20 protein-coding genes are annotated in these 19,288 nt (G+C 38.7%); 15 read left to right on the top strand and 5 right to left on the bottom strand.

Translation table 11 applies throughout. The features are described from left to right. Positions 1-15: 15 nt before the first annotated feature. The 4 genes from mnmG to ATCC51562_RS08415 all read left to right on the top strand — a co-directional run bounded on the left by mnmG (position 16) and on the right by ATCC51562_RS08415 (position 4,861). Complete coding sequence (mnmG, locus tag ATCC51562_RS08430) at positions 16-1,881, top strand: tRNA uridine-5-carboxymethylaminomethyl(34) synthesis enzyme MnmG (protein WP_021091655.1); 1,866 nt, start codon at positions 16-18, stop codon at positions 1,879-1,881. Positions 1,882-2,056: 175 nt separating this feature from the next. Next, positions 2,057-2,560, top strand: a complete 504-nt coding sequence (gene petA / locus ATCC51562_RS08425) for a ubiquinol-cytochrome c reductase iron-sulfur subunit (RefSeq protein ID WP_021091707.1) — start codon at positions 2,057-2,059, stop codon at positions 2,558-2,560. A 10-nt stretch (positions 2,561-2,570) separates the two neighbouring features. Then, entirely contained in the window at positions 2,571-3,815 is a 1,245-nt protein-coding gene (locus ATCC51562_RS08420) for a cytochrome b (RefSeq protein WP_021091658.1), read from the top strand. A 2-nt stretch (positions 3,816-3,817) separates the two neighbouring features. After that, on the top strand, positions 3,818-4,861 hold the full coding sequence (locus ATCC51562_RS08415; RefSeq protein WP_021091784.1) for a c-type cytochrome: 1,044 nt from the start codon (positions 3,818-3,820) through the stop codon (positions 4,859-4,861). A 23-nt stretch (positions 4,862-4,884) separates the two neighbouring features. On the opposite strand, the gene ATCC51562_RS09635 is transcribed toward ATCC51562_RS08415, so the two are convergent. The 3 genes from ATCC51562_RS09635 to ATCC51562_RS08405 all read right to left on the bottom strand — a co-directional run bounded on the left by ATCC51562_RS09635 (position 4,885) and on the right by ATCC51562_RS08405 (position 7,013). Then, a complete protein-coding gene (locus tag ATCC51562_RS09635) occupies positions 4,885-5,061 on the bottom strand; it encodes a hypothetical protein (RefSeq protein WP_021091875.1) in 177 nt (58 codons plus the stop codon). Positions 5,062-5,595: 534 nt separating this feature from the next. After that, positions 5,596-5,883, bottom strand: a complete 288-nt coding sequence (locus ATCC51562_RS08410; RefSeq protein WP_021091759.1) for a hypothetical protein — start codon at positions 5,881-5,883, stop codon at positions 5,596-5,598. 44 nt (positions 5,884-5,927) lie between these two features. Then, positions 5,928-7,013 carry an MBL fold metallo-hydrolase gene (locus ATCC51562_RS08405; RefSeq protein ID WP_021091581.1) on the bottom strand — a complete coding sequence of 362 codons (1,086 nt, stop codon included), beginning with the start codon at positions 7,011-7,013 and terminating at the stop codon, positions 5,928-5,930. A gap of 413 nt (positions 7,014-7,426) precedes the next feature. Between ATCC51562_RS08405 and ATCC51562_RS08400 the strand changes: the two genes are divergently transcribed. The 11 genes from ATCC51562_RS08400 (at position 7,427) to ATCC51562_RS08350 (ending at position 17,932) form a co-directional block, all read left to right on the top strand. Then, entirely contained in the window at positions 7,427-7,996 is a 570-nt protein-coding gene (locus ATCC51562_RS08400) for a 4Fe-4S dicluster domain-containing protein (RefSeq protein WP_021091760.1), read from the top strand. A gap of 1 nt (position 7,997) precedes the next feature. Next, complete coding sequence (locus tag ATCC51562_RS08395; protein ID WP_021091554.1) at positions 7,998-9,965, top strand: proton-conducting transporter membrane subunit; 1,968 nt, start codon at positions 7,998-8,000, stop codon at positions 9,963-9,965. Between the two features lie 9 nt (positions 9,966-9,974). Continuing rightward, a complete protein-coding gene (locus ATCC51562_RS08390) occupies positions 9,975-10,895 on the top strand; it encodes a respiratory chain complex I subunit 1 family protein (protein ID WP_021091603.1) in 921 nt (306 codons plus the stop codon). Position 10,896: 1 nt separating this feature from the next. After that, positions 10,897-11,541, top strand: coding sequence for a hydrogenase 4 membrane subunit (gene hyfE / locus ATCC51562_RS08385; RefSeq protein ID WP_021091711.1), 645 nt, complete (start codon positions 10,897-10,899; stop codon positions 11,539-11,541). A 2-nt stretch (positions 11,542-11,543) separates the two neighbouring features. Further along, positions 11,544-13,025, top strand: coding sequence for a hydrogenase 4 subunit F (locus tag ATCC51562_RS08380; protein WP_021091695.1), 1,482 nt, complete (start codon positions 11,544-11,546; stop codon positions 13,023-13,025). After that, complete coding sequence (locus tag ATCC51562_RS08375; protein WP_021091787.1) at positions 13,022-14,758, top strand: NADH-quinone oxidoreductase subunit C; 1,737 nt, start codon at positions 13,022-13,024, stop codon at positions 14,756-14,758. The genes ATCC51562_RS08380 and ATCC51562_RS08375 overlap by 4 nt, the downstream gene beginning before the upstream one ends. Further along, positions 14,755-15,294, top strand: coding sequence for a formate hydrogenlyase complex iron-sulfur subunit (locus ATCC51562_RS08370; RefSeq protein ID WP_021091765.1), 540 nt, complete (start codon positions 14,755-14,757; stop codon positions 15,292-15,294). Before ATCC51562_RS08375 ends, ATCC51562_RS08370 begins: the two co-directional genes overlap by 4 nt. Further along, positions 15,291-16,115 (top strand): NADH-quinone oxidoreductase subunit B family protein, encoded by an 825-nt coding sequence (locus ATCC51562_RS08365; protein ID WP_021091627.1) that lies wholly within the window; start codon positions 15,291-15,293, stop codon positions 16,113-16,115. The genes ATCC51562_RS08370 and ATCC51562_RS08365 overlap by 4 nt, the downstream gene beginning before the upstream one ends. Beyond that, positions 16,112-16,456, top strand: a complete 345-nt coding sequence (locus ATCC51562_RS08360) for a formate hydrogenlyase maturation HycH family protein (RefSeq protein ID WP_021091884.1) — start codon at positions 16,112-16,114, stop codon at positions 16,454-16,456. Before ATCC51562_RS08365 ends, ATCC51562_RS08360 begins: the two co-directional genes overlap by 4 nt. After that, complete coding sequence (locus tag ATCC51562_RS08355) at positions 16,456-16,902, top strand: hydrogenase 3 maturation endopeptidase HyCI (RefSeq protein WP_021091859.1); 447 nt, start codon at positions 16,456-16,458, stop codon at positions 16,900-16,902. Before ATCC51562_RS08360 ends, ATCC51562_RS08355 begins: the two co-directional genes overlap by 1 nt. Before the next feature lie 163 nt (positions 16,903-17,065). Continuing rightward, positions 17,066-17,932 (top strand): formate/nitrite transporter family protein, encoded by an 867-nt coding sequence (locus ATCC51562_RS08350; RefSeq protein WP_021091821.1) that lies wholly within the window; start codon positions 17,066-17,068, stop codon positions 17,930-17,932. Between the two features lie 80 nt (positions 17,933-18,012). On the opposite strand, the gene ATCC51562_RS08345 is transcribed toward ATCC51562_RS08350, so the two are convergent. Together ATCC51562_RS08345 and ATCC51562_RS08340 are read right to left on the bottom strand one after the other, a co-directional pair. Further along, on the bottom strand, positions 18,013-18,651 hold the full coding sequence (locus ATCC51562_RS08345; protein ID WP_021091737.1) for a Crp/Fnr family transcriptional regulator: 639 nt from the start codon (positions 18,649-18,651) through the stop codon (positions 18,013-18,015). A gap of 148 nt (positions 18,652-18,799) precedes the next feature. Beyond that, positions 18,800-19,213 carry an acyl-CoA thioesterase gene (locus tag ATCC51562_RS08340; RefSeq protein ID WP_021091795.1) on the bottom strand — a complete coding sequence of 138 codons (414 nt, stop codon included), beginning with the start codon at positions 19,211-19,213 and terminating at the stop codon, positions 18,800-18,802. Positions 19,214-19,288 lie beyond the last annotated feature (75 nt).

Genomic DNA, 19,288 nt, shown 5'->3' with positions numbered 1-19,288 from the left:
TAGGAAAAATTTATCATGAACTATGAAATAATCGTCATTGGCGGCGGGCATGCAGGCATTGAGGCAAGTCTTGCGGCTGCTAGAATGGGCAAGCAAACTTTACTGATCACGATCTTAGCCGAGCAAATAGGCGCCGCAAGCTGTAATCCAGCCATCGGAGGCCTTGCAAAAGGACATCTTGTAAAAGAGATCGACGCACTTGGCGGTCAGATGGGACTTACGACTGATGCTGTTGGTATCCAGTTTCGCGTGCTAAATGAGAGTAAAGGTCCAGCAGTGCGTGGTAGCCGCGCTCAGATCGATATGGATAGATATAGAGTTTATATGAGAAATTTGCTTTTAAATACGCCAAATTTAGAAATTTCTCAAGAGATCGCCACTGAAATTTTAAGCCAAAATGGCGAAGTAACTGGCGTTAAAACCCACCTAAATAACATCTATAACGCAAAAAAAGTGATAATTACAACTGGCACATTTTTAAACGGGCTAATCCACGTTGGATTTAACAAACTAGAAGCTGGCCGCGTGGGCGAGCTAAGCGCAAAAGATCTAAGCTCTAGTCTAAGAGAGCTTGGGCTAAATTTAGGCAGGCTAAAGACTGGAACATGTCCAAGGATCGATGCAAAAACGATAAATTTTGAAATTTTAGAGAAGCAAGATGGCGATGCAAAGCCAGTTGCATTTAGCTTTAGAACTAAAAATTTCTCACCAACACAGCTACCTTGCTACATCGCCTATACAAATGAAACCACGCATGAAATAATTCGCTCAAATTTCGACAAAGCGCCACTTTTTACAGGACAGATCGAGGGCATCGGACCAAGGTATTGTCCAAGTATCGAGGATAAGATAAACCGCTTTGGCGACCGCGACAGACACCATCTTTTCATTGAGCCTCAGACTCTTGAAGCTACAGAGTACTACATAAACGGCTTTTCGACTAGCTTGCCTTATGAGGTGCAAGTGCAAATGCTACGCTCCGTAAAGGGCTTTGAAAACGCAAAAATAGTAAGGCATGGATATGCTATCGAGTACGATTACGTTGAGCCAACACAGTTAAAACATAGTTTGGAGACTAAAAAGGTAAAAGGTCTTTATCTAGCTGGGCAGATAAACGGCACTACTGGATACGAGGAGGCTGGCGCTCAGGGGCTAATGGCTGGCATAAATGCAGCGCTTTCACTTGATAATAAAGAGCCACTTGTCTTGCGCCGCGACGAGGCGTATATCGGCGTTTTGATAGATGATCTTGTCACAAAAGGGACAAAAGAGCCATATAGAATGTTTACGAGTAGGGCGGAGTACCGCTTGCTTTTGCGTGAGGAAAATGCCATTTTAAGGCTTGGCGGATATGGCCATGAGCTTGGACTTATTGATGACGAGACTTTTAATGAAATTGAAGCTATCAGGCAAAATTTAAAAGATGGGCTTGCCTACCTTAACAATACGCAAATTACGCCAAGTAAGCAAAATTTAGAGCTTTTAGCTAGCCTTGATGAAGAGCCAATAAGCCAAAATGTGAGCCTTCAAAAGATTGTCGCACGTAAGAGCTTTACGGCTGAGAAACTAAGAAAGCTTGATCAGAAATTTTCAAATTTAGATGATGCGAGTGTGGATCAAATTTTAACCGAGTGTAAATATCAGCACTACATAAATGAGCAAAAAAATCAGATAGAAAAAATGAAAGATATGATGGATGTGAAAATTCCTGAAAATTTTGACTTTAGAGGTGTGAGTGGTCTTAGTAATGAAGTGGTCGAAAAGCTTGAGAAATTTGCACCGCCTACGCTTTTTGCTGCGAGTGAAATTTCAGGCATCACGCCAGCTGCAATTGATATCTTACATATCTATATAAAGATGAATGAGAAAAAGTTTGGCTGATTTTGATTTTAGATTTAGTTCAAAAAGCCATAAAGCTTAAAAATTTTTATCTTAAAATCAAGATTTACGTTTAAGCTAAAATTAACATTATTTTTGCAGATTATATTTAGAAATTATACTTTTTTAATTTTTTGAGAGTATAATCGTTAAGAATTTATTTATAGAAAGGAATTTAATGTCAGTAAAGCAAGAAAGACGTAGCTTTATCGGCCTTGCGTTTGGTGCTGTGGCAGCTGTCGGCGGCGCTATGTCACTAGTGGCTGTTAAAAAGACTTGGGATCCGCTTCCAAGCGTAAAAGCTGCTGGTTTCACAACAGTTGATCTAAGTCCGATCAAAGATGGAGAAATGAGGCAGGTTGAGTGGCGTAAAAAGCCTATTTTCATCCTCAAAAAAAGTCCTGATATGGCTAAAAATGACAAAAGAGATGTTGTCGTAGGGGATGCTAGATACGTAGTTCTTATCGGACTTTGCACGCATCTTGGCTGTATACCTGAGTATAAAGCAAGCAAACAAATGTTTGTATGTGCCTGTCATGGCGGCGAATTTAATGCCGACGGAATGCAAACATACGGACCTCCTCCAAGACCACTTGATATACCACCATTTAAGATCGATGGAACCAAGCTAGTTCTAGGCGAAACAAGCCCAGAATACGAAAAATTAGTAGCAAAAGCTTAGGAGGATAGCAATGTCTTTAGCTCATAAATCAACTGGCGTTATTGACTGGCTTGATCAACGCCTAGCTTTTACAAAACTTATAAAGGTTCTAGTTAGCGAATACTGGATTCCAAAAAATATAAATTTTCTTTGGGCAATGGGCGTTATTTTAACAACGCTTTTTATGCTCTTAATCGTTACTGGTTTTTTACTTTTAATGTATTACAAACCAGATGTAAATTTGGCATTTGATAGTGTAAATTATACTATCATGCAAGAGGTCGAGTATGGCTGGCTTTGGCGTCATATTCACGCAGTTTCGGCTTCTACGATATTTCTTATTATGTATATTCACTTGCTTACTGGACTTTACTATGGTTCATACAAAAGAGGCAGAGAAGTCATTTGGATAAGTGGTATGGTGCTATTTATCTGTTTTTCAGCAGAGGCATTTAGTGGTTATATGCTCCCATGGGGACAGATGAGCTACTGGGCGGCAACTGTTATTACTCAGCTTTTTGGCGGTGTGCCAGTTATTGGCGATGCTTTAGTTGAGTGGATTAGAGGTGATTACGCAGTTGGCGACTCAACACTTACTAGATTTTTTATGCTTCATGTTTGTTTATTGCCACTTGTAACAATAGCTGTTTTGGTTATTCACTTCTACTCTTTAAGAGTTCCACACGTTAATAACCTAACAAGCGAAGATATAGACTTTGAAGTAGAGGCACAAGAGTATCTACACGGCGATAGAGCGAAATCTAAAGTTATACCATTTTGGCCAGGATTTTTGGCAAAAGACTTTATGTATGTATCATTTTTTATGATATTTGTCATCTATCTTGTTTGCTATCACTTCAATTTTGCAATGGATCCTATCAACTTTGAGCCAGCAAATCCACTAAAAACCCCACCACATATATATCCAGAGTGGTATTTCTTGTGGCAATATGAAATTTTACGTGGCTTCTTCTTTGATATAGCTGGAATTTCTGCTTATAACATCGGTCTTATCGCGTTTGCGTTTGCAGGTGTTGCATTTATGCTTATACCTCTTCTTGATAGAAGCGACCTTGTAGCTCCAGCTCACAAAAGACCACTATTTTTTATATGGTTTTGGGTCTTAGTTGTCGATCTTATCGTTTTATCTATATATGGTAAGCTCCCAACAGGTGGTTATAATGACTGGATAGGGTTTTATTCATCATTGCTATTCTTGTTCTTATTTATAATTGCGTTGCCAGTTATAACAATACTTGAAAGAAAGAGGGGCTAATTATGAAAGAGCTTAAAATTTTTGCCATTGTTGTTATTCTTTCAGGTGTTTTATATTGGGGTATCGAGCCTTATGCTCACACAAAGCTTCACCCTCATACTGCAAATGCTGAGTATAACTTCTCAAAAGAAGATACTGACTATGCAAAGCACTTTTTAGAGCAAAAAAAGGCAGCTCTTGAGACTGCTAAGGCTAGTGGAAATAAGGCAAGCATAGATGCGGCTACAAAAGATGTAGAAGTAGCACAAAAAATTCTTGATGACTATACAGCATTTTGGAATGACATTAACTCTATCGACCTTACAAAAGGTGACGCTACAAAGGGTGCTGATATTTTTGTAGCAGCTGGATGTACAGGATGCCACGGTATAGAGGCAGCAGGTATGCCAGCTGGTATGGATGCTGAGACAGCTAGTCAAAGCTTTGGTGTAGTGCCACCAGATCTTAGTACCGCTGGTAAAATTTATAACGATAAATTCTTAGCTGCACTCATTAAAAATCCAAATATGGCTTTAAAGCTAACTCATAAATTTAACGACGAGCATCCATTTCCGATGACCGCATTTATGGGCGCTGGTGGTGATATAAATGCTGAGACCGCCGATATAGTAGCTTATTTGAAAAAGGTATCTGCTGATTATGAAAAGGCAAATAATAAGATCACTGAAGAAAAGGTTTTCGCTGATGCATGTCAAAGATGTCATGATATAAAATATGACAAAAAATATGCATTTAGCAACAAAGTAAGCCTTGCTACTTATATGGGCTCAAACCCGCCTGATCTATCTATGATGATTCGTTCAAAAGGCGATGAGTATTTACATAAATTTATAAACGATACTCAAAAGATGCTACCAGGTACCGCAATGCCAAGAGTTGGTTTAAATAAAGCCGCTGAAGACGATGTGGTAGCTTATATCCAAAAAGTAGGCGACAAGAAGAAAGCTGAGCGCGAGAGCACAGGGCTTTATGTCATGATCTACTTCTTTATATTAGGAATTTTTGCTTGGCTTTGGAAACGCAAAGTTTGGAGCGAACTACACTAAAATTTAAGAGCCTTTTTTGGCTCTTAAATCCTCTCTGGTAAATTTACATATATAAATAGGTACTCTTTAAATTCGTTTTTGTAATTTTGATAAAATACTCTTACAAATTTTAAAATCTTATTCACTCGCCTTAGCAGACTACTAAATTTAGGCTGCACTACGTTTAGCACTAAATTTAGAGCCGTGATATGTTCGCTCATAAATTTTAAAATTTACCTGACACTTGCTTGATGTAAAATACATGCGGCGCAAAGCGCTATCGCATGCTCTCTAACGTGCGAGGTTTTTTTGGGGGGGGGGATTAAAAAGAGTGGATAAGGGTACGGCTTCGTAATTCAAGTCCCCTTATCTCCCTTTCGAATAAAGTTTTTAAATTTAAAGTCTATATTTTTAAAAATAGAAATTTACTATTTTGCAAATTTTAAAACTTTCATTCACTTGCAAGAATTGACTACTAAAATCTGGCTTCACTTACTGCTTAGCTCAAATTTTAGAGCTGAAATTACTCGTTTATGAAATTTTAAAAATTTGCCTAAAAACCTAAAGCAGTAGTATGCCTATGCCACCATGTAAGCTATGAATGCACAAGCGTTTTGGTAGAAATATAGAAATATATACGAGTTCAAGAAGTCACCCCAGGTAAATAAATTTATATTTTAAGAAAATCACTCATTAAAACCCACCAAATTTCGCAGAAATAGTAAAATTTAGCTCCGCATCAAGCCTATTTAAAATTAAATTTCCTTGGCGATCTTGCTCATTTTATTGAGTAGTTTTTCACGTTCATTTGGCTTTAGGTTGCCGTATTGAAGCTTTGTTATCATCTGCATGAAGTCAAATTGTTTAAACATTTGCGCATCGCTTTTTAGCTCTTTTTCTAGCTGTTTATAAATTTTTTCAGTCTCTTTATTCGCTTTTTCTAAATTTTGTAAAAAGCTTCCAGTTGCGCTCATATCAAGATCGTTTTTTGCAGCTTTATCGATGACATTTTTTAGATTTGCTAAATTTTCAGAAATTTTCATCTGCATTTCCTTTTGGATTTTAAAATTTAGAGCAAATTTTATTCCTAAATTTTCTCCCACCACTTTTTTCTAGGCGGATTTTGTGCGGTGAAAACTTCCCCGATCATCGGCGTTGCGTAGTTTAGCTCAAGCTTTGTCGCTGCCTTTTCAAAACGCTTGATTGGCTCATCCCAAGCGTGATAAGATAGATCAAACTTGCCCCAGTGCACCGATACGCCAAACTTTGCACCAAGATCTTTTAGTGCTTGCGCTGACTCCTCTGGCTTCATATGCACGTAAGGCCAGCCATCGCTGTAAGCACCATTTTCTATGAAAACTAGATCAAAGTTGCCAAATTTCTCATTTATCATCTTAAAGTGCTTGCCGTATCCGCCATCTCCGCTAAAATAAAAGCTAAAGCCAGCCTCTTCAACCGCCCAGCCACCCCAAAGTGTCGTGTTTCTTTTAAATGTGCGCCCACTAAAGTGCCTTGAAGGACAAAACGTGAAGTTTAAATTTCCTATTTTTTGATCACCAAACCAGTCAAACTCATAAATTTTAGACTCATCAACGCCCCATTTTACAAGGTGAGCTTTTACGCCAAGCGGCACTAGAAATTTGCAAATTCTATCCTTTAGCTCAAGTATTGTTTTGTAATCAAGATGATCGTAGTGATCGTGCGAGATGAGGGCGATGTCGATCACATCTGGGTAATCACTAGCGGTGATAGCATGCTCGTAGGCAAAGGGCTTACCGCCAATTGGCAGTGGAAATGCTCGGTGCAAAACTGGATCTGTGACGATGGTTTTGTCATCAGGCTTATAGATGAGGCTAACGTGCCCAAGCCAGATAAACTCGCCATTTTTGAGGGCTTTTGCGTCAAATTTTAAATTTGACAAAGGCTTAGTTGGTAGCTTGCCTTTTGGTGGAAAGAGTGTTTGCGGAATGTAATTTAACATGGATGCTTGCGGACTTTTCTTTACCATATCAATTGTCGGCTCTAAATTTATAAAAACTTTGCCGTTAAAATTTGGTGAAGCCTCTATGAGTTTTTGACTCTTAGTATCTGGTGTGCCACCAAAAACAGGGGCAAATTTCATAAAAGCAAAAACTGAAGTGATAAACAAAACTATGACTATAAAAATTTCCATAAAAAGCCTTTAAAATTAAAGGTCGGATTATATTTTAGATTTTTAAATTTCAGCTTTATTTAATTAACCCGAGCTTAAATAATTAACTTGTAAATTTAAACTTAATTAAAATATTTTTACTCTTTATAGGAAAATTTTATTAATAAATATTATCCTTTAGCAAATAAACATACCTAAAAATCGATATTAAGTAGATAATCTTAAAGATATATAAAATAAAAATTTAATTCTAAAAATACAAAATTTGTCAGATAGATGACGGAATTTATTCATTGTAAGTTATAGAATTATTACAAAAATTAGGAAGGAGCGTTTGAGATGTTAAATAAAAATTTAACTATCTCTATTTTGGTGACTAACCATCACTTTAAAAGTGAGCAGGGCGGTTTAGCCTTGTTTAATGGGAGGAATTTATGAAAAAACATAAATTTGTGATTGCCGATTATAAACGCTGTATAGGATGTGCAACCTGCATGGCTGCATGTTTTAAGAGCGCTTATGAACGCGGTAAGCTGTCACGTGCAAGGCTAAGTGTGCTAAGAGAAGCTACTGGCGTTATGCCAACTCAGTGCAGACAATGCGACGATGGTCCTTGTGCGAATGTGTGTCCAACTGGAGCATTGCGATTTAATGATAATTGCATCGAGCTTCACGAGGAAATTTGTATAGGCTGTAAGATGTGCACGATCGCTTGTCCTTACGGTGCGATAAGCTCAAGTGCAGAGCTTATGCCTTCAGTAAATTACGCTGTCGAGCCAAAGTACAACCTTGAGATAGAGTCACAATCAGGCGCAAAAAATATCGCTGTTAAATGCGATATGTGCTTTGGTCGTGAGAACGGACCAGCTTGTGTTGATGTCTGTCCGACGAGTGCTCTTGTTATGATTGATCCAGAAGAGGGCAAACATAAACTTGGTAAGAGGATAGACTATGAAGCAGCGAATAAATTTGCTACTAAAATTTTAAACGGACAAGGAGCATAAGATGACTACGGTTTATATGCTATTTCTTGTAAGTGCCGTCGTTAGCATCTTGCTTTATTGTGCTCCAAAGGCCGCTGTAAAGGTTGGTTTTGGTCTAAGTGCTTTAAGCTGTTTTTATGCGATGTGTCACTTTGTTGCAAATATGGGAGTAAGCGATAGCTTTGCTCTTATGGATGGCTTTTTGTATTCGCCAAAATTTGCGCTAAATCCACTTGGAAATTTCTTTAGCTTTGTCGTTGTTTTCATAGGATTTGCAAGTAGCGTTTATGGTATGAGCTATGCAGATGAGTACATCAAAAAAGCAAACGTTGGCGTATTTGCATGTTTGTTTAATACATTTATACTCTCAATGCTTCTAGTAATTAGCGCTGATAATGTATTTTGCTTTGTTGTTTTATGGGAGCTTATGACTCTTATCTCATCGTTCCTTATCATAGTAAATGATGGTAAAAATACACTTAAAGCAGTTATGGTATATCTTGGCATCGCACAAATTGGTGCATTTTGTATCACCTGTGGCTTGCTTATCACTGCATACTACGCAGGAAGCTTTGAGTTTAGCGCATTTATGGGCGTTAAGATGCCATTTGGCGCTTCTGCTGCTGTATTTGCACTATTTTTGGTCGGCTTTGGTAGTAAAGCTGGTATGTGGCCATTTCACGTTTGGCTTCCACAAGCTCACCCAGCAGCACCATCAAACGTTTCAGCCCTTATGTCAGGCGTTATGATTAAAGTTGCTCTATTTACATTAGTTAAATTTACACTTTACTTGCCACTTAGTACATATTTTGGTCTTACAATACTCGCTCTTGGTGCAGCTAGCTCACTATTTGGTGTTTTATACGCTCTTTGTCAACACGACTTCAAGGCTTTGCTTGCTTATCACTCAGTTGAGAACATAGGCATCATCTTGCTAGGTCTTGGCACAGGAATTTACGGCGTTGCAGCTGGAAATTTAACACTTGCAGCAGTAGGTTTTCTAGCAGGTTGCTACCACGTAGTCAATCACGCTATATTTAAAGGTCTACTTTTCCTTTGTGCTGGTTCGGTTATCCACGCTACTCATACACAAAATATGGACATCCTTGGTGGTCTTGCTAAAAAAATGCCATGGACAAGCCTTGGTATGTTTATAGGTATTATGGGTATCGCAGCCTTGCCTCCAGTAAACGGCTTTGTTTCAGAGTGGTTTACATATCAAGGTATGCTTCAAGGTGCAATGGGGGAAGGAACATTAGTTAGATATGCATTTACACTTGGCGTCGTAGCTCTTGCGCTAACAGGCGTTTTGGTTGGTATGCACTTAAAACTTTACGCTGTTATCTTTGCAGGTACTCCAAGAGATCAAAAAATTTGGGAAAATGCTAAAGAGAGTCCAATAGGCATGGTTCTTGGTATGATCATCCTAATGATAGGCTGCGTTGGCTTTGGTCTTGGCGCAAACTACATAGTTGATTACATCATGCAAGCTGTAAATTCTATCGCTATAAGTGACTATAAAGCTAGCCTTGGTGCTATAAATGTAACTTCACCAATAGGCAGTATGATCTCAACTCCGCTTATCGCTTTAGTTTTATGTGCGACTATGATTTTGCCATTTATCATCCTTGCTGTTATGAAAGCAAATAGAGATAAGCCACGCGAGACTGATCCTTGGGCATGCGGCTTTAAATATAGCTCACGTATGCAAATGACAGGTGGCCCATTTACAGGCGATCTTAGAAAGATTATGCAATGGCTATTTAGAGCTGATAAAAAGATCGTTACTAGAAATTATTTTGACGCGGTTGAATATCACAACCATCCAAAAGATATCTGGTGGGGAATGTTTTATGAGCCAGTCATCAAATGGTGTATGAAATTTGCCGATAAACTAGGCATTGTTCAAAGCGGATACACAAACGTCTATACGCTTTATATCCTAATTTATCTTTGTGCCATACTTGCTGTGGGCTACTTTTTAGTTTAGGAGACGAAAATGCAAACTATACTTTTAATGATATTTCAAGTAATCGTTATCGTTTTGGTAGCTCCTTTGTTTGATGGTATGGCAAGAAAACTAAGAGCTAGACTTCAATCAAAACAAGGTAGCGATTTCTTTCAAACATATCGTGATATTATAAAACTCTTTAGAAGAGGAAGAACCGTCCCTGAGTGCTCTCACTGGGTATTTAGATGGGCTCCATTTTTCCTTTTTGCAACTTCAGCTGCAGTGCTAGCTGCTATACCTATAACATATAGCAAAGATACTGTTTTTGGAGCGTATTCAGATATATTTGTGATCCTCTATCTTGGCGCATTGCTTAGATTTGTATTTGGTGCAGCTTCAATGGATAGCGGCAACCCATTTGCAGCAACAGGCGGCGGCAGGGAGCAAATGCTTGGTGTATATGTTGAGCCAGTTATGATCATGTGCCTAATCGTAGTAATGCTTGCAGCTAAAACATCAAATTTAATTGAGATCCAAGAGATGGTAAAAACTGGTGTTATCGGATATCAAATCCCAAGTTTTGCCGTAGCTTCTATCGCATTTTTATGGTGTATGTATGTTGAGACTGGTAGAAAACCATTTGACGTAGCTGAAGCTGAGCAAGAGCTTCAAGAAGGCTTACTTGGCGAGTATGCAGGTAGCGACCTTGGTTTAGTTCAAGCATCACTTATATTAAAACAGTTTGCTATGATCGGACTTTTCCTAACTATATTTGAGCCATGGAATTTTAGCAATCCTTTCTTAGCTATTATCGTTTTTGTGATAAAAACTGGAGTATTTTACGTAGCGGCTGTCTTTATAGACAACTTTGGACCACGCTTTAAAATGACTTCATCTTTACGCAAAAATGCACTTGGTGCACTTGCTATCTCGTTTGTTGCACTAACACTTTATGTAGTAGGAGTGTGAGATGCAAACACTTGATATTTTAGCCATTTGCATGATCGTAACTTCGCTTGCGGTTTTTGGTCTTAGAAGCTTAAAACTCTCAATCATCGCTTATGCGATTGAGACACTACTTTTAGTTAGCATATTTTTCTTGCTATCTGAGAAATTTAACGCCGAGCAACTCAAAACTTGGGCGATCGTTGCATTTTTTACCAAAGTTTTGCTTGTGCCAGGAATTTTATTCTGGCTTATCAAAAAACTTGGCGTAGTTAGCGAAGATGAGCCAGTTGGTGGATTTTTTGTAAGTCCTGTTATCGCTATGGGATTTTCTCTAGCTCTTTCAATGAGTATCCACCCTATATTTTTAAAATTCTCTCTTATTAAAGAAGAGATCATGCTAATCGCAGCTGGAACGGTCTTTATGATGGGAATTTTTGGCTTCATGCTAAGAAACTCATTTATAAAACAAATTCTAGCTTACTGCTTGTTTGAAAACGGTATCCACCTAAGCCTTGCTCTAATGGCTTATAACTCACATGAGTTAGTCGAGCTTGGAATTTTAACAGATGCAATATTTGCCGTTATCATCATGAGCATTCTAGCGATTAGATTTTATAAAGCTTATGATAGCTTAGATACTTCTAAAGCTTCAAATTTAAGGGGTTAGAGATGGATAGTTTAGCTTTAATACTTATCTTACCGCTCCTTGGTGCTTTGGTCTTGTTTTTGAGTCCTAAAAATTATGCGGTATTAAGCGGACTTCACGTTTTGTTTTCTGCTGCGACATCGGTGGCTTTACTTAACAATGTTCTTAAAGTCTTAAGTAGCGGAACTTTTTATAGTTTTGATAAATTTTTGTTTTTAGATAGCTTAGGCTGTGTTTTCTTGGTGCTTATCGCTGTAACTGGATTTATAGTAAATTTCTACTCTATCCACTACATGAGATGGGAGCTTGAAGATGGACACATCCACTTAAGCGATCTTAAAAAATATTATGCGTTAAGCCATGTATTTATCTTTACAATGACTTTAAGTGTTATTTGCAACAACGTTGCGTTTATGTGGGCAGCTATCGAGGCAACAACTCTTGCTTCAGTATTTTTGGTCGCTATCCACAAAGATCAAAAATCAACAGAAAGTGGCTATAAATACATCGTTCTTTGCTCAATTGGTCTAGCATTTGCACTTTATGCGACTGTTCTTTTATATTCAGCCACATTTAGTACTCTAGGAGATGGCGAAGCTTCTATGCTATTTTCAAGCATAATGGCAAACGCTAAAAATTTAAACCCAGATGCAGCAAAACTTATCTTTGTATTTGCTCTAATTGGCTTTGGTACAAAAGCTGGTCTTGCTCCAACTCACACTTGGCTACCAGACGTTCACGCTGAAGGTCCAGCACCTATCTCAGCTTTACTATCAGGTGTGCTTTTAAAATGTGCGATGCTAGCACTCTTAAGATACTACGCTATCACAGCTCAAGCTGTTGGATTTAGCTTTGTTGAGGGCATAATGATCGTTTCAGGAACTATCACACTTTTTGTAGCAGGATTTTTCCTAATCAGACAACACAACGTAAAAAGAATGTTTGCATATCACTCAATCGTTCACATGGGTGTTATCGCATTTGCACTTGGTGTTGGCGGTAAATTTGGTCTATTTGCAGCGATATTCCACTGCTTGGCTCACAGCTTTACAAAAGCTTTGGCATTTTGCTCAACAGGCAATATTGCAAGAATTTACGGCCACAAAGATATGAGCAAGATGGGCGGTATGGTTAAGATCGCGCCAATTACAACTATAATGTTTGGCGCGGCTGTTTGCTCACTTGTCGGTGTTCCAGCATTTGCTATATTTGTTAGTGAATATAACGTCTTTGTAGGAGCTATCACAAGCGGTCAATATATCGCAGTTGCGCTATTTGCTATTGCGCTTGCAGTTATTTTCATAGCTGACTTTGCGCACTTTAACATGGCAAGCTTTGGCGAGCCAAAAGGTGTGGTTGTTCATAATAAAGAGATGAGTTTGTTAGAGAATTTACCTCTTATAGCACTTTGTGCCCTTATCATAATCTTTGGCGTATGGCACGTAGATAGCTTTTATACGCTAGTAGATAACGGTGTTAATATAATGATGGGAGCTTTAAAATGAGAGGCGATAAATTTGTTGAAATCCTAAAAACCAAGGTAAAAATTTTAGAAGTAACTCGTCAAGCAGACGATCAAATCACAGTTTTGGTTGATAGAAACGATCTTCCACTAGCTGTTAAAACACTTTATTATGATATCGGTGGCTTTATAAGCACTATGATACCAAATGATGAGCGCCAGATAAATGGCAGCTTTGCGCTTTACTATGCTATCTCAATGGAAGGTAGCAAGATGACTGAGGCGGATGACTTTGCGGCTGAGGATAAGTGCTTCATCACTGTTAAAACCCTTATCCCAGGAAGCGATCCGACATTTCCATCTGTTACTCCGCTAGTGCCAGCTTGTGTTTGGTACGAAAGAGAAGCTTATGATATGTTTGGTTTGGTAGCCGAAGGTTTGCCTGATAAAAGGCGTCTAGTTTTAAGTGATGACTGGCCAGATGGACTTCACCCACTTAGAAAAGATGCGATGGATTATCGCTACCGCCCTGATCCAGTAGATCACAGAGATGAGCCTGATTCTGAGTTTTTGTTTCCAACAGGTGATGCAGTAGTTGATGTGCCACTTGGACCACTACATATTACTTCAGATGAGCCAGGTCACTTTAGACTTTTCTGTGACGGCGACGAGATCATCGACGCTGACTACCGCCTCTTTTATCAACACCGCGGTATGGAAAAGCTAGCTGAAAATAGAATGAACTATGATCAGATGGGCTATCTTGCAGAGCGCGTTTGTGGAATTTGTGGTTATGCTCACGCTATCGCTTGTATTGAAGCAGCAGAAAAAGCTATCAAGCTTGAAATTCCACTAAGAGCTCAAGCTATACGTGTCATCTGTCTTGAGATCGAGCGTCTTCACAGCCACCTTTTAAATATCGGTCTAGCTTGTGAGGTTACTGGTAACTACAACGCTTTCATGCACATCTTTAGGGTTCGTGAGTACTCTATGGAGTTAGCTCAACTTGTAACTGGCGGACGTAAAACATACGGTAACGTCGTTATGGGCGGCTTAAGACGTGATATGACAAACCAAGAGATCAAAAAAGGCATCGAGATCATAAATAAACTTGACGTTCAAATTTCAGAAATTTGGGACGCAGTTATGGAGGATAAACGCCAAATCGGACGCTGGAAAGGTGTGGGTATCTTAGACCGCCAAATAGCACGTGACTTTAGCCCAGTTGGTCCAAATATGAGAGGCTCTGGCTTTAAACGTGATAACCGCTACGATCACCCATACGACTTCTTTAAGCAGATAGAATTTGAAGTAGCGGTTGAGCATGGTTGTGACGTTTTTTCTCGTGAGATGGTTAGATATAAAGAGCTAAAAAGCTCTATCCACATCATCCGCCAGTGCTTTGAGCTAATGCCTCAAACTCCGATCATGATCGATCCTGTGACTATGATCAAACCTGAAAATTTTGCACTTGGTCATGACGAAGCACCACGTGGCGAGAACGTTCACTGGATCATGCAAGGCAGCGCTCAAAAAGTATATCGCTGGAGATGCAGAGCTGCAACATATAACAACTGGCCAAGTCTAAGGTATCAATTTAGAGGAAACAACATAAGTGACGCTGCGCTTATCGTTTGCTCACTTGACCCTTGCTACTCATGTACAGAGCGTGTTACTTTGGTTGATGTAAGGACTAAAAAAAGTAAAATTTTAACAGAAAAAGACCTTAAAAAATTCTGTCAAGATGGCGGGGTTAGTAAAAAGGATTTAAGATGATGAAGTTATTTGACATCACAGAAAAATATGGAAAGGCGACATACGCCTATCCATTTGAGCCATATATTGTTCCTGAAAATTTCCGTGGTCAGCCAAACTATACATACGATCTTTGTATAGGTTGTGCAGCTTGCGGTATCGCTTGTCCTAGTAACGCGATAGAGCTTAAGATGAACGATGAGCAAACAAAGCTTGTTTGGGAATTTGACTGTGGTCGTTGTATATTTTGCGGTCGCTGCGATGAGGTTTGCCCAACTGGAGCTGTAAGACTTAGCGATAGCTTTGAGCTTGCGGTTAAATTTGACAAGAGCGCTCTTATACAAAGGGGCGAGCTTGAGATGCAAACTTGCAAATGCTGCGGCAAGCCATTTACGCCAAAAAGGCTTATAAATTTCACCCTTGAAAAGCTTGGCACAGCAAATTTACTCCCAGGCAGACTTGAAGAGGCAAAAGACTACCTTTATATCTGCCCAGAGTGCAAGAAAAATCAATCTGCTGAAAGGCTAACAAAAGGCATTGAGGAGGCTATAAAATGAGTCTATATCAAGTCCCAGAGGACATAAAAACAGCAAATGATCTAACTGCAAAGCTAGAGCATCTAAAAAATATCAAAAGAAGCTTTAGCGTTTATAGGATCGACTGCGGAAGCTGTAACGGCTGTGAGATAGAAATTTTTGCAGCTATTACACCTATGTGGGATCCTGAGCGTTTTGGTTTTAAGCTTGTTGCAAATCCAAGACACGCTGATATTTTGCTCTGCACCGGTCCTGTAACAAGACAGATGTATTATCCGCTTCTTCGTGCTTATGAAGCGACTCCAGATCCTAAGATCGTAGTTGCTCTTGGTGCATGCGGAAGCAGTGGCGGAATTTTCCACGACGCTTATAGCGTTTGGGGCGGCATCGATAAGATAATCCCAGTCGATGTCTATATCCCAGGCTGTCCTCCACACCCAGCAAGCATTATTTACGGCCTTGGCATGGCTCTTGGTATCATAGATCAAAAGCTTCATAAAAAAAGCTATGAAGAAGATAATACATTACCACCTTCAGTTGAGAAGTCGGTCATAGGCGATATTTTGTTCGAGCGCGACTTGCAAGCTGAAAGCAGAAGGCTAATGAGCTATATCTTTGGTAGAATCCTTTTTGAAAAATATATGAATGCTATCAAATGTTCAAAAGATGTCCATGACCCAAGCATTTCAAGAGAGGCTGTGCTTACAGCTATCAAAAAAGAGGAAGATCCTAGATATGCTGAGTGCATGGGGCTTTTGCATAATGATGTCTATCTAAAATATGCAAAAGCTGATAAAAGCTTTGCGATAGACGTTGATAGCGAGGTTTGGAGTAAAAGATGATACAAGTTTATAAGCTTACAAAAAGGCATATGGACGACAACGACAAGCTTCCACGCGAGCTAAAGGAGATAAAAATTTTCTCCACTTGCGTGGGACATGGCGTTGGCACGATTGATTTTAGCGAGAAAATTTTAGAGCTAAGCGATGAGGAATTTGACGAGATGATCAAAAACTCAGGCGAATACGTGAAATTTAAGATCGGAAATTTAAGCAAATATTTTGAAGTTGAAATTTTTGCCGAGCATATCGCTAAACTCTTGCCGCAGCTTTGTGAGTGTAAGCTTAAAGAAATTTTGGCAAATTTAAAAGAGGGATATATCGTGCTTAGGAAGGATTTTTGATGAAAAAAGCCATCCTTTGCATCGGTAATCCTATGCGTGGCGATGATGATGTGGGTAATGAAGTCGGCCGCATCGTAGAAGCTGAGCTAAAAGAGTGGAAGGTCTTTTTTGGGCAAGATGTGCCTGAGAATGAATTCTCAGCTATTAGAGAATTTGCACCTGATATCTTGATAGTAGTCGATGCGATGAGCGGTTTTGACGAGGATAAGATAGAGTTTTTTGACCTAAGTGACGATAGAGACTACATCTACTCAACTCACAACCTCCCAACGCCAGTGCTTTTAAGCTATTTGCGTAAAATTTGCCCAAAGACGCTTTTTCTTGGCATTAGCGTTTTGCTCGAAAATGTCTTAAATTTCGAAGAAGGACTAAGTGAGCAGGCTAAAAAAAGTGCCAGAAAAGCTTTTTTGAGAATTGTAGAGATTGATAAAAATTTAGTCGGTTAAATTTAGCAAATAGCTAGATTTAGTCTTTTTGGTTACTAAAGGCAAAATTTTGCTTTTAATCGCAAGCATTGATTTGACTTTAGTGATTTTGCAAAGTGTTAAACTTTGGTCGCAAAGATGAGCTTGGCTCATGTGCGAGATTGAAAATAAAAAGGAGAATGTGATGTTAAATCCAGCAGAAACTGCACAAGCAGTCTCAAGTTCTATGGAGCACAAAGCTCATATGCCACTTACTAGTATTATCTTCCTTGCTATCATGGCTGGAGCTGCTATTGCTATGGGTGATATTTTTTGGGCTCACTCAACAGTTGGTATGGCTGAAAACCAGTCTATTGGTCTTTCAAATTTTATCGGTGGTATCACATTTAGTTGTGGTCTTATGATGGTTGTTTTTTATGGCGGTCACCTCTTTACAAGCTCTGTTTTAAGCGGTGTTAGCGCATATGAAGGCAAACTAAAACTAGGTAATACTATCGTATACTGGGCTATTGTTTGGATATTTAACTTTGTTGGTGGTGCATTGATTGCGTATATGTACTACTACTCAGGCTTGCCACTAAAGTATGATGGCTACATATTACAACATTTTGTTCCAGCTGCTATTGGTAAGATCACAGCACCATTTCATGAGTTATTTATCCGCGGAATTTTTTGTAACGTCTTTGTTTGTATGTCTATTTGGACTGCGACAAGTGAGAGCAATCTATCTGGTAAATTCTTTGCCATTATGTGGATGATCGGCGCGTTTGTAGCTTGCTCTATGGAGCACTGCGTGGCAAATATGTTTATCATCACTGAAGCCATCATCTCAAAAGCTCACTATATAGCAGCAAACGGCGGAGATATCGCTGCTGCAGCTGCGGCTCTAGGACATGGCATCACGGCTGAAAAGCTAGAAGTTTTAAACTGGGGAAATTTTATCGGTAAAAACTTAGTTCCAGTTACACTTGGTAATATCTGCGGCGGACTTTTCTTTGTTGGTTTAGTTGGCTTTATGGCAAATAAATTCGATATGAAGAAAAAAGCTTAAAAATTTTTAGTCTTTGCTTCTTGGCAAAGACTAATCCTCTAAGACTACTTTTTGCTAGCTATTATAAAAATTTTTGATTTTTAGTTTGTGTAACTTTCAAGTCTTTCATAATCAATTATTAAAAACTCGTGTGGTGTGATCTTTCTTATGATGTCATCTTTTATAAGCTCATTAAAAGCAGTTGAGGCGCTTTGGCGTTTGAGCCCCACAAAGCTTGAGAGCACTTTTAGAGAAAATGGCAAAAATATGTAGTGATATCCATTTTGCTTTAGATCTTGCTCCTTTGCAAGCTCGATCAAAAAATTTGCAATCCTACCTTTTGCATCTTCAAAAAGTATGGATTTTATGATCTGGCGTTGCACGATCACCGCATTTAGCACAGCTTTTAAAATTTCATCTGCGACATTTGAATTTGATAAAATTTCACCTATTTTGTTCAAATTTATGGCATAAATTTCAGCATCTTCAAGCACTTCAAAAGCGCAATTATCATCAAGCACGGCGATGTTGCTCGCTTCTAAATGATAAAGGATAAATTCCTCTCCATCTTCAAAAAATGAAAGCTTTGCACAGCCACTTTTTAAGATGATGATCTTGATCTCTTCGGTGTAGATTATGCTTGTTTTTGGTAGCTCTTTGTACTCAAATTTATCAAGCTCATTTTGAGTTAGGATCTTTGTGATTTGTGTTTGCAAAAGACCTAGACGTGATTTTTTCATTTTTCTCCCAAAAAATGTATAGAGCCTGATTTTACTTCACAAAGCATTTAAAGAAGTTGAAAAATATTGCTTTTAGTTTAAGAATTTCAATAATTTTTAAAAGTAGTATTAATTTTTCAATTTGGTTGCATAAATCGCAACCAAATTTTTAAAATCCATGAAGCTGTTTTAGTTTCTCATCGATTGGCTTTTTAAGTCCATCTTTCGTCACGCTTACGTAAGTTGCAGTAGCGCTTGTAACGTGTATAGTTTCTCTATATCCGCCCGGATTTAGCCTAAGAGCGGTTACTTCTATTTGCGTTGTTATCGATGTTTTGCCAACTGAAATGATCTTTGCGTAGCAGCTTAGCACATCGCCAACAAAGACAGGTTGCTTAAAAATGATCTCTTTCATAGAAATGGTCACAACGCGTTCAGGAGAAATTTCTCTTGCAGCTTGTGCACCTGCAAGGTCGATCTGACTCATTATCCAGCCACCAAAGATATTTCCAGCTGAGTTTGTGTCCTTTGGCAACATAACTTGTTTGATACGTGGCTCACCAAAATCTTTTAAAATATCCATTTTTTGCCTTTTAGATGTTAAAATTTTTGGTTGATTGTAGCAAATTTTAATGGCTTTATGCTAAAATCTTGTAAC

Origin of the sequence: Campylobacter concisus ATCC 51562 (assembly GCF_000466745.1) — a bacterium.
Classification (GTDB): domain Bacteria; phylum Campylobacterota; class Campylobacteria; order Campylobacterales; family Campylobacteraceae; genus Campylobacter_A; species Campylobacter_A concisus_B.
This window is presented reverse-complemented; position numbering and strand designations above follow the sequence as displayed.

Bases quoted from the DNA above. Each gene is read 5' to 3' on its own strand.
- mnmG (WP_021091655.1), top strand. From the start codon at position 16: ATGAACTATGAAATAATCGTCATTGGCGGCGGGCATGCAGGCATTGAG.
- petA (WP_021091707.1), top strand. From the start codon at position 2,057: ATGTCAGTAAAGCAAGAAAGACGTAGCTTTATCGGCCTTGCGTTTGGT.
- ATCC51562_RS08420 (WP_021091658.1), top strand. From the start codon at position 2,571: ATGTCTTTAGCTCATAAATCAACTGGCGTTATTGACTGGCTTGATCAA.
- ATCC51562_RS08415 (WP_021091784.1), top strand. From the start codon at position 3,818: ATGAAAGAGCTTAAAATTTTTGCCATTGTTGTTATTCTTTCAGGTGTT.
- ATCC51562_RS09635 (WP_021091875.1), bottom strand. From the start codon at position 5,061: ATGAGCGAACATATCACGGCTCTAAATTTAGTGCTAAACGTAGTGCAG.
- ATCC51562_RS08410 (WP_021091759.1), bottom strand. From the start codon at position 5,883: ATGAAAATTTCTGAAAATTTAGCAAATCTAAAAAATGTCATCGATAAA.
- ATCC51562_RS08405 (WP_021091581.1), bottom strand. From the start codon at position 7,013: ATGGAAATTTTTATAGTCATAGTTTTGTTTATCACTTCAGTTTTTGCT.
- ATCC51562_RS08400 (WP_021091760.1), top strand. From the start codon at position 7,427: ATGAAAAAACATAAATTTGTGATTGCCGATTATAAACGCTGTATAGGA.
- ATCC51562_RS08395 (WP_021091554.1), top strand. From the start codon at position 7,998: ATGACTACGGTTTATATGCTATTTCTTGTAAGTGCCGTCGTTAGCATC.
- ATCC51562_RS08390 (WP_021091603.1), top strand. From the start codon at position 9,975: ATGCAAACTATACTTTTAATGATATTTCAAGTAATCGTTATCGTTTTG.
- hyfE (WP_021091711.1), top strand. From the start codon at position 10,897: ATGCAAACACTTGATATTTTAGCCATTTGCATGATCGTAACTTCGCTT.
- ATCC51562_RS08380 (WP_021091695.1), top strand. From the start codon at position 11,544: ATGGATAGTTTAGCTTTAATACTTATCTTACCGCTCCTTGGTGCTTTG.
- ATCC51562_RS08375 (WP_021091787.1), top strand. From the start codon at position 13,022: ATGAGAGGCGATAAATTTGTTGAAATCCTAAAAACCAAGGTAAAAATT.
- ATCC51562_RS08370 (WP_021091765.1), top strand. From the start codon at position 14,755: ATGATGAAGTTATTTGACATCACAGAAAAATATGGAAAGGCGACATAC.
- ATCC51562_RS08365 (WP_021091627.1), top strand. From the start codon at position 15,291: ATGAGTCTATATCAAGTCCCAGAGGACATAAAAACAGCAAATGATCTA.
- ATCC51562_RS08360 (WP_021091884.1), top strand. From the start codon at position 16,112: ATGATACAAGTTTATAAGCTTACAAAAAGGCATATGGACGACAACGAC.
- ATCC51562_RS08355 (WP_021091859.1), top strand. From the start codon at position 16,456: ATGAAAAAAGCCATCCTTTGCATCGGTAATCCTATGCGTGGCGATGAT.
- ATCC51562_RS08350 (WP_021091821.1), top strand. From the start codon at position 17,066: ATGTTAAATCCAGCAGAAACTGCACAAGCAGTCTCAAGTTCTATGGAG.
- ATCC51562_RS08345 (WP_021091737.1), bottom strand. From the start codon at position 18,651: ATGAAAAAATCACGTCTAGGTCTTTTGCAAACACAAATCACAAAGATC.
- ATCC51562_RS08340 (WP_021091795.1), bottom strand. From the start codon at position 19,213: ATGGATATTTTAAAAGATTTTGGTGAGCCACGTATCAAACAAGTTATG.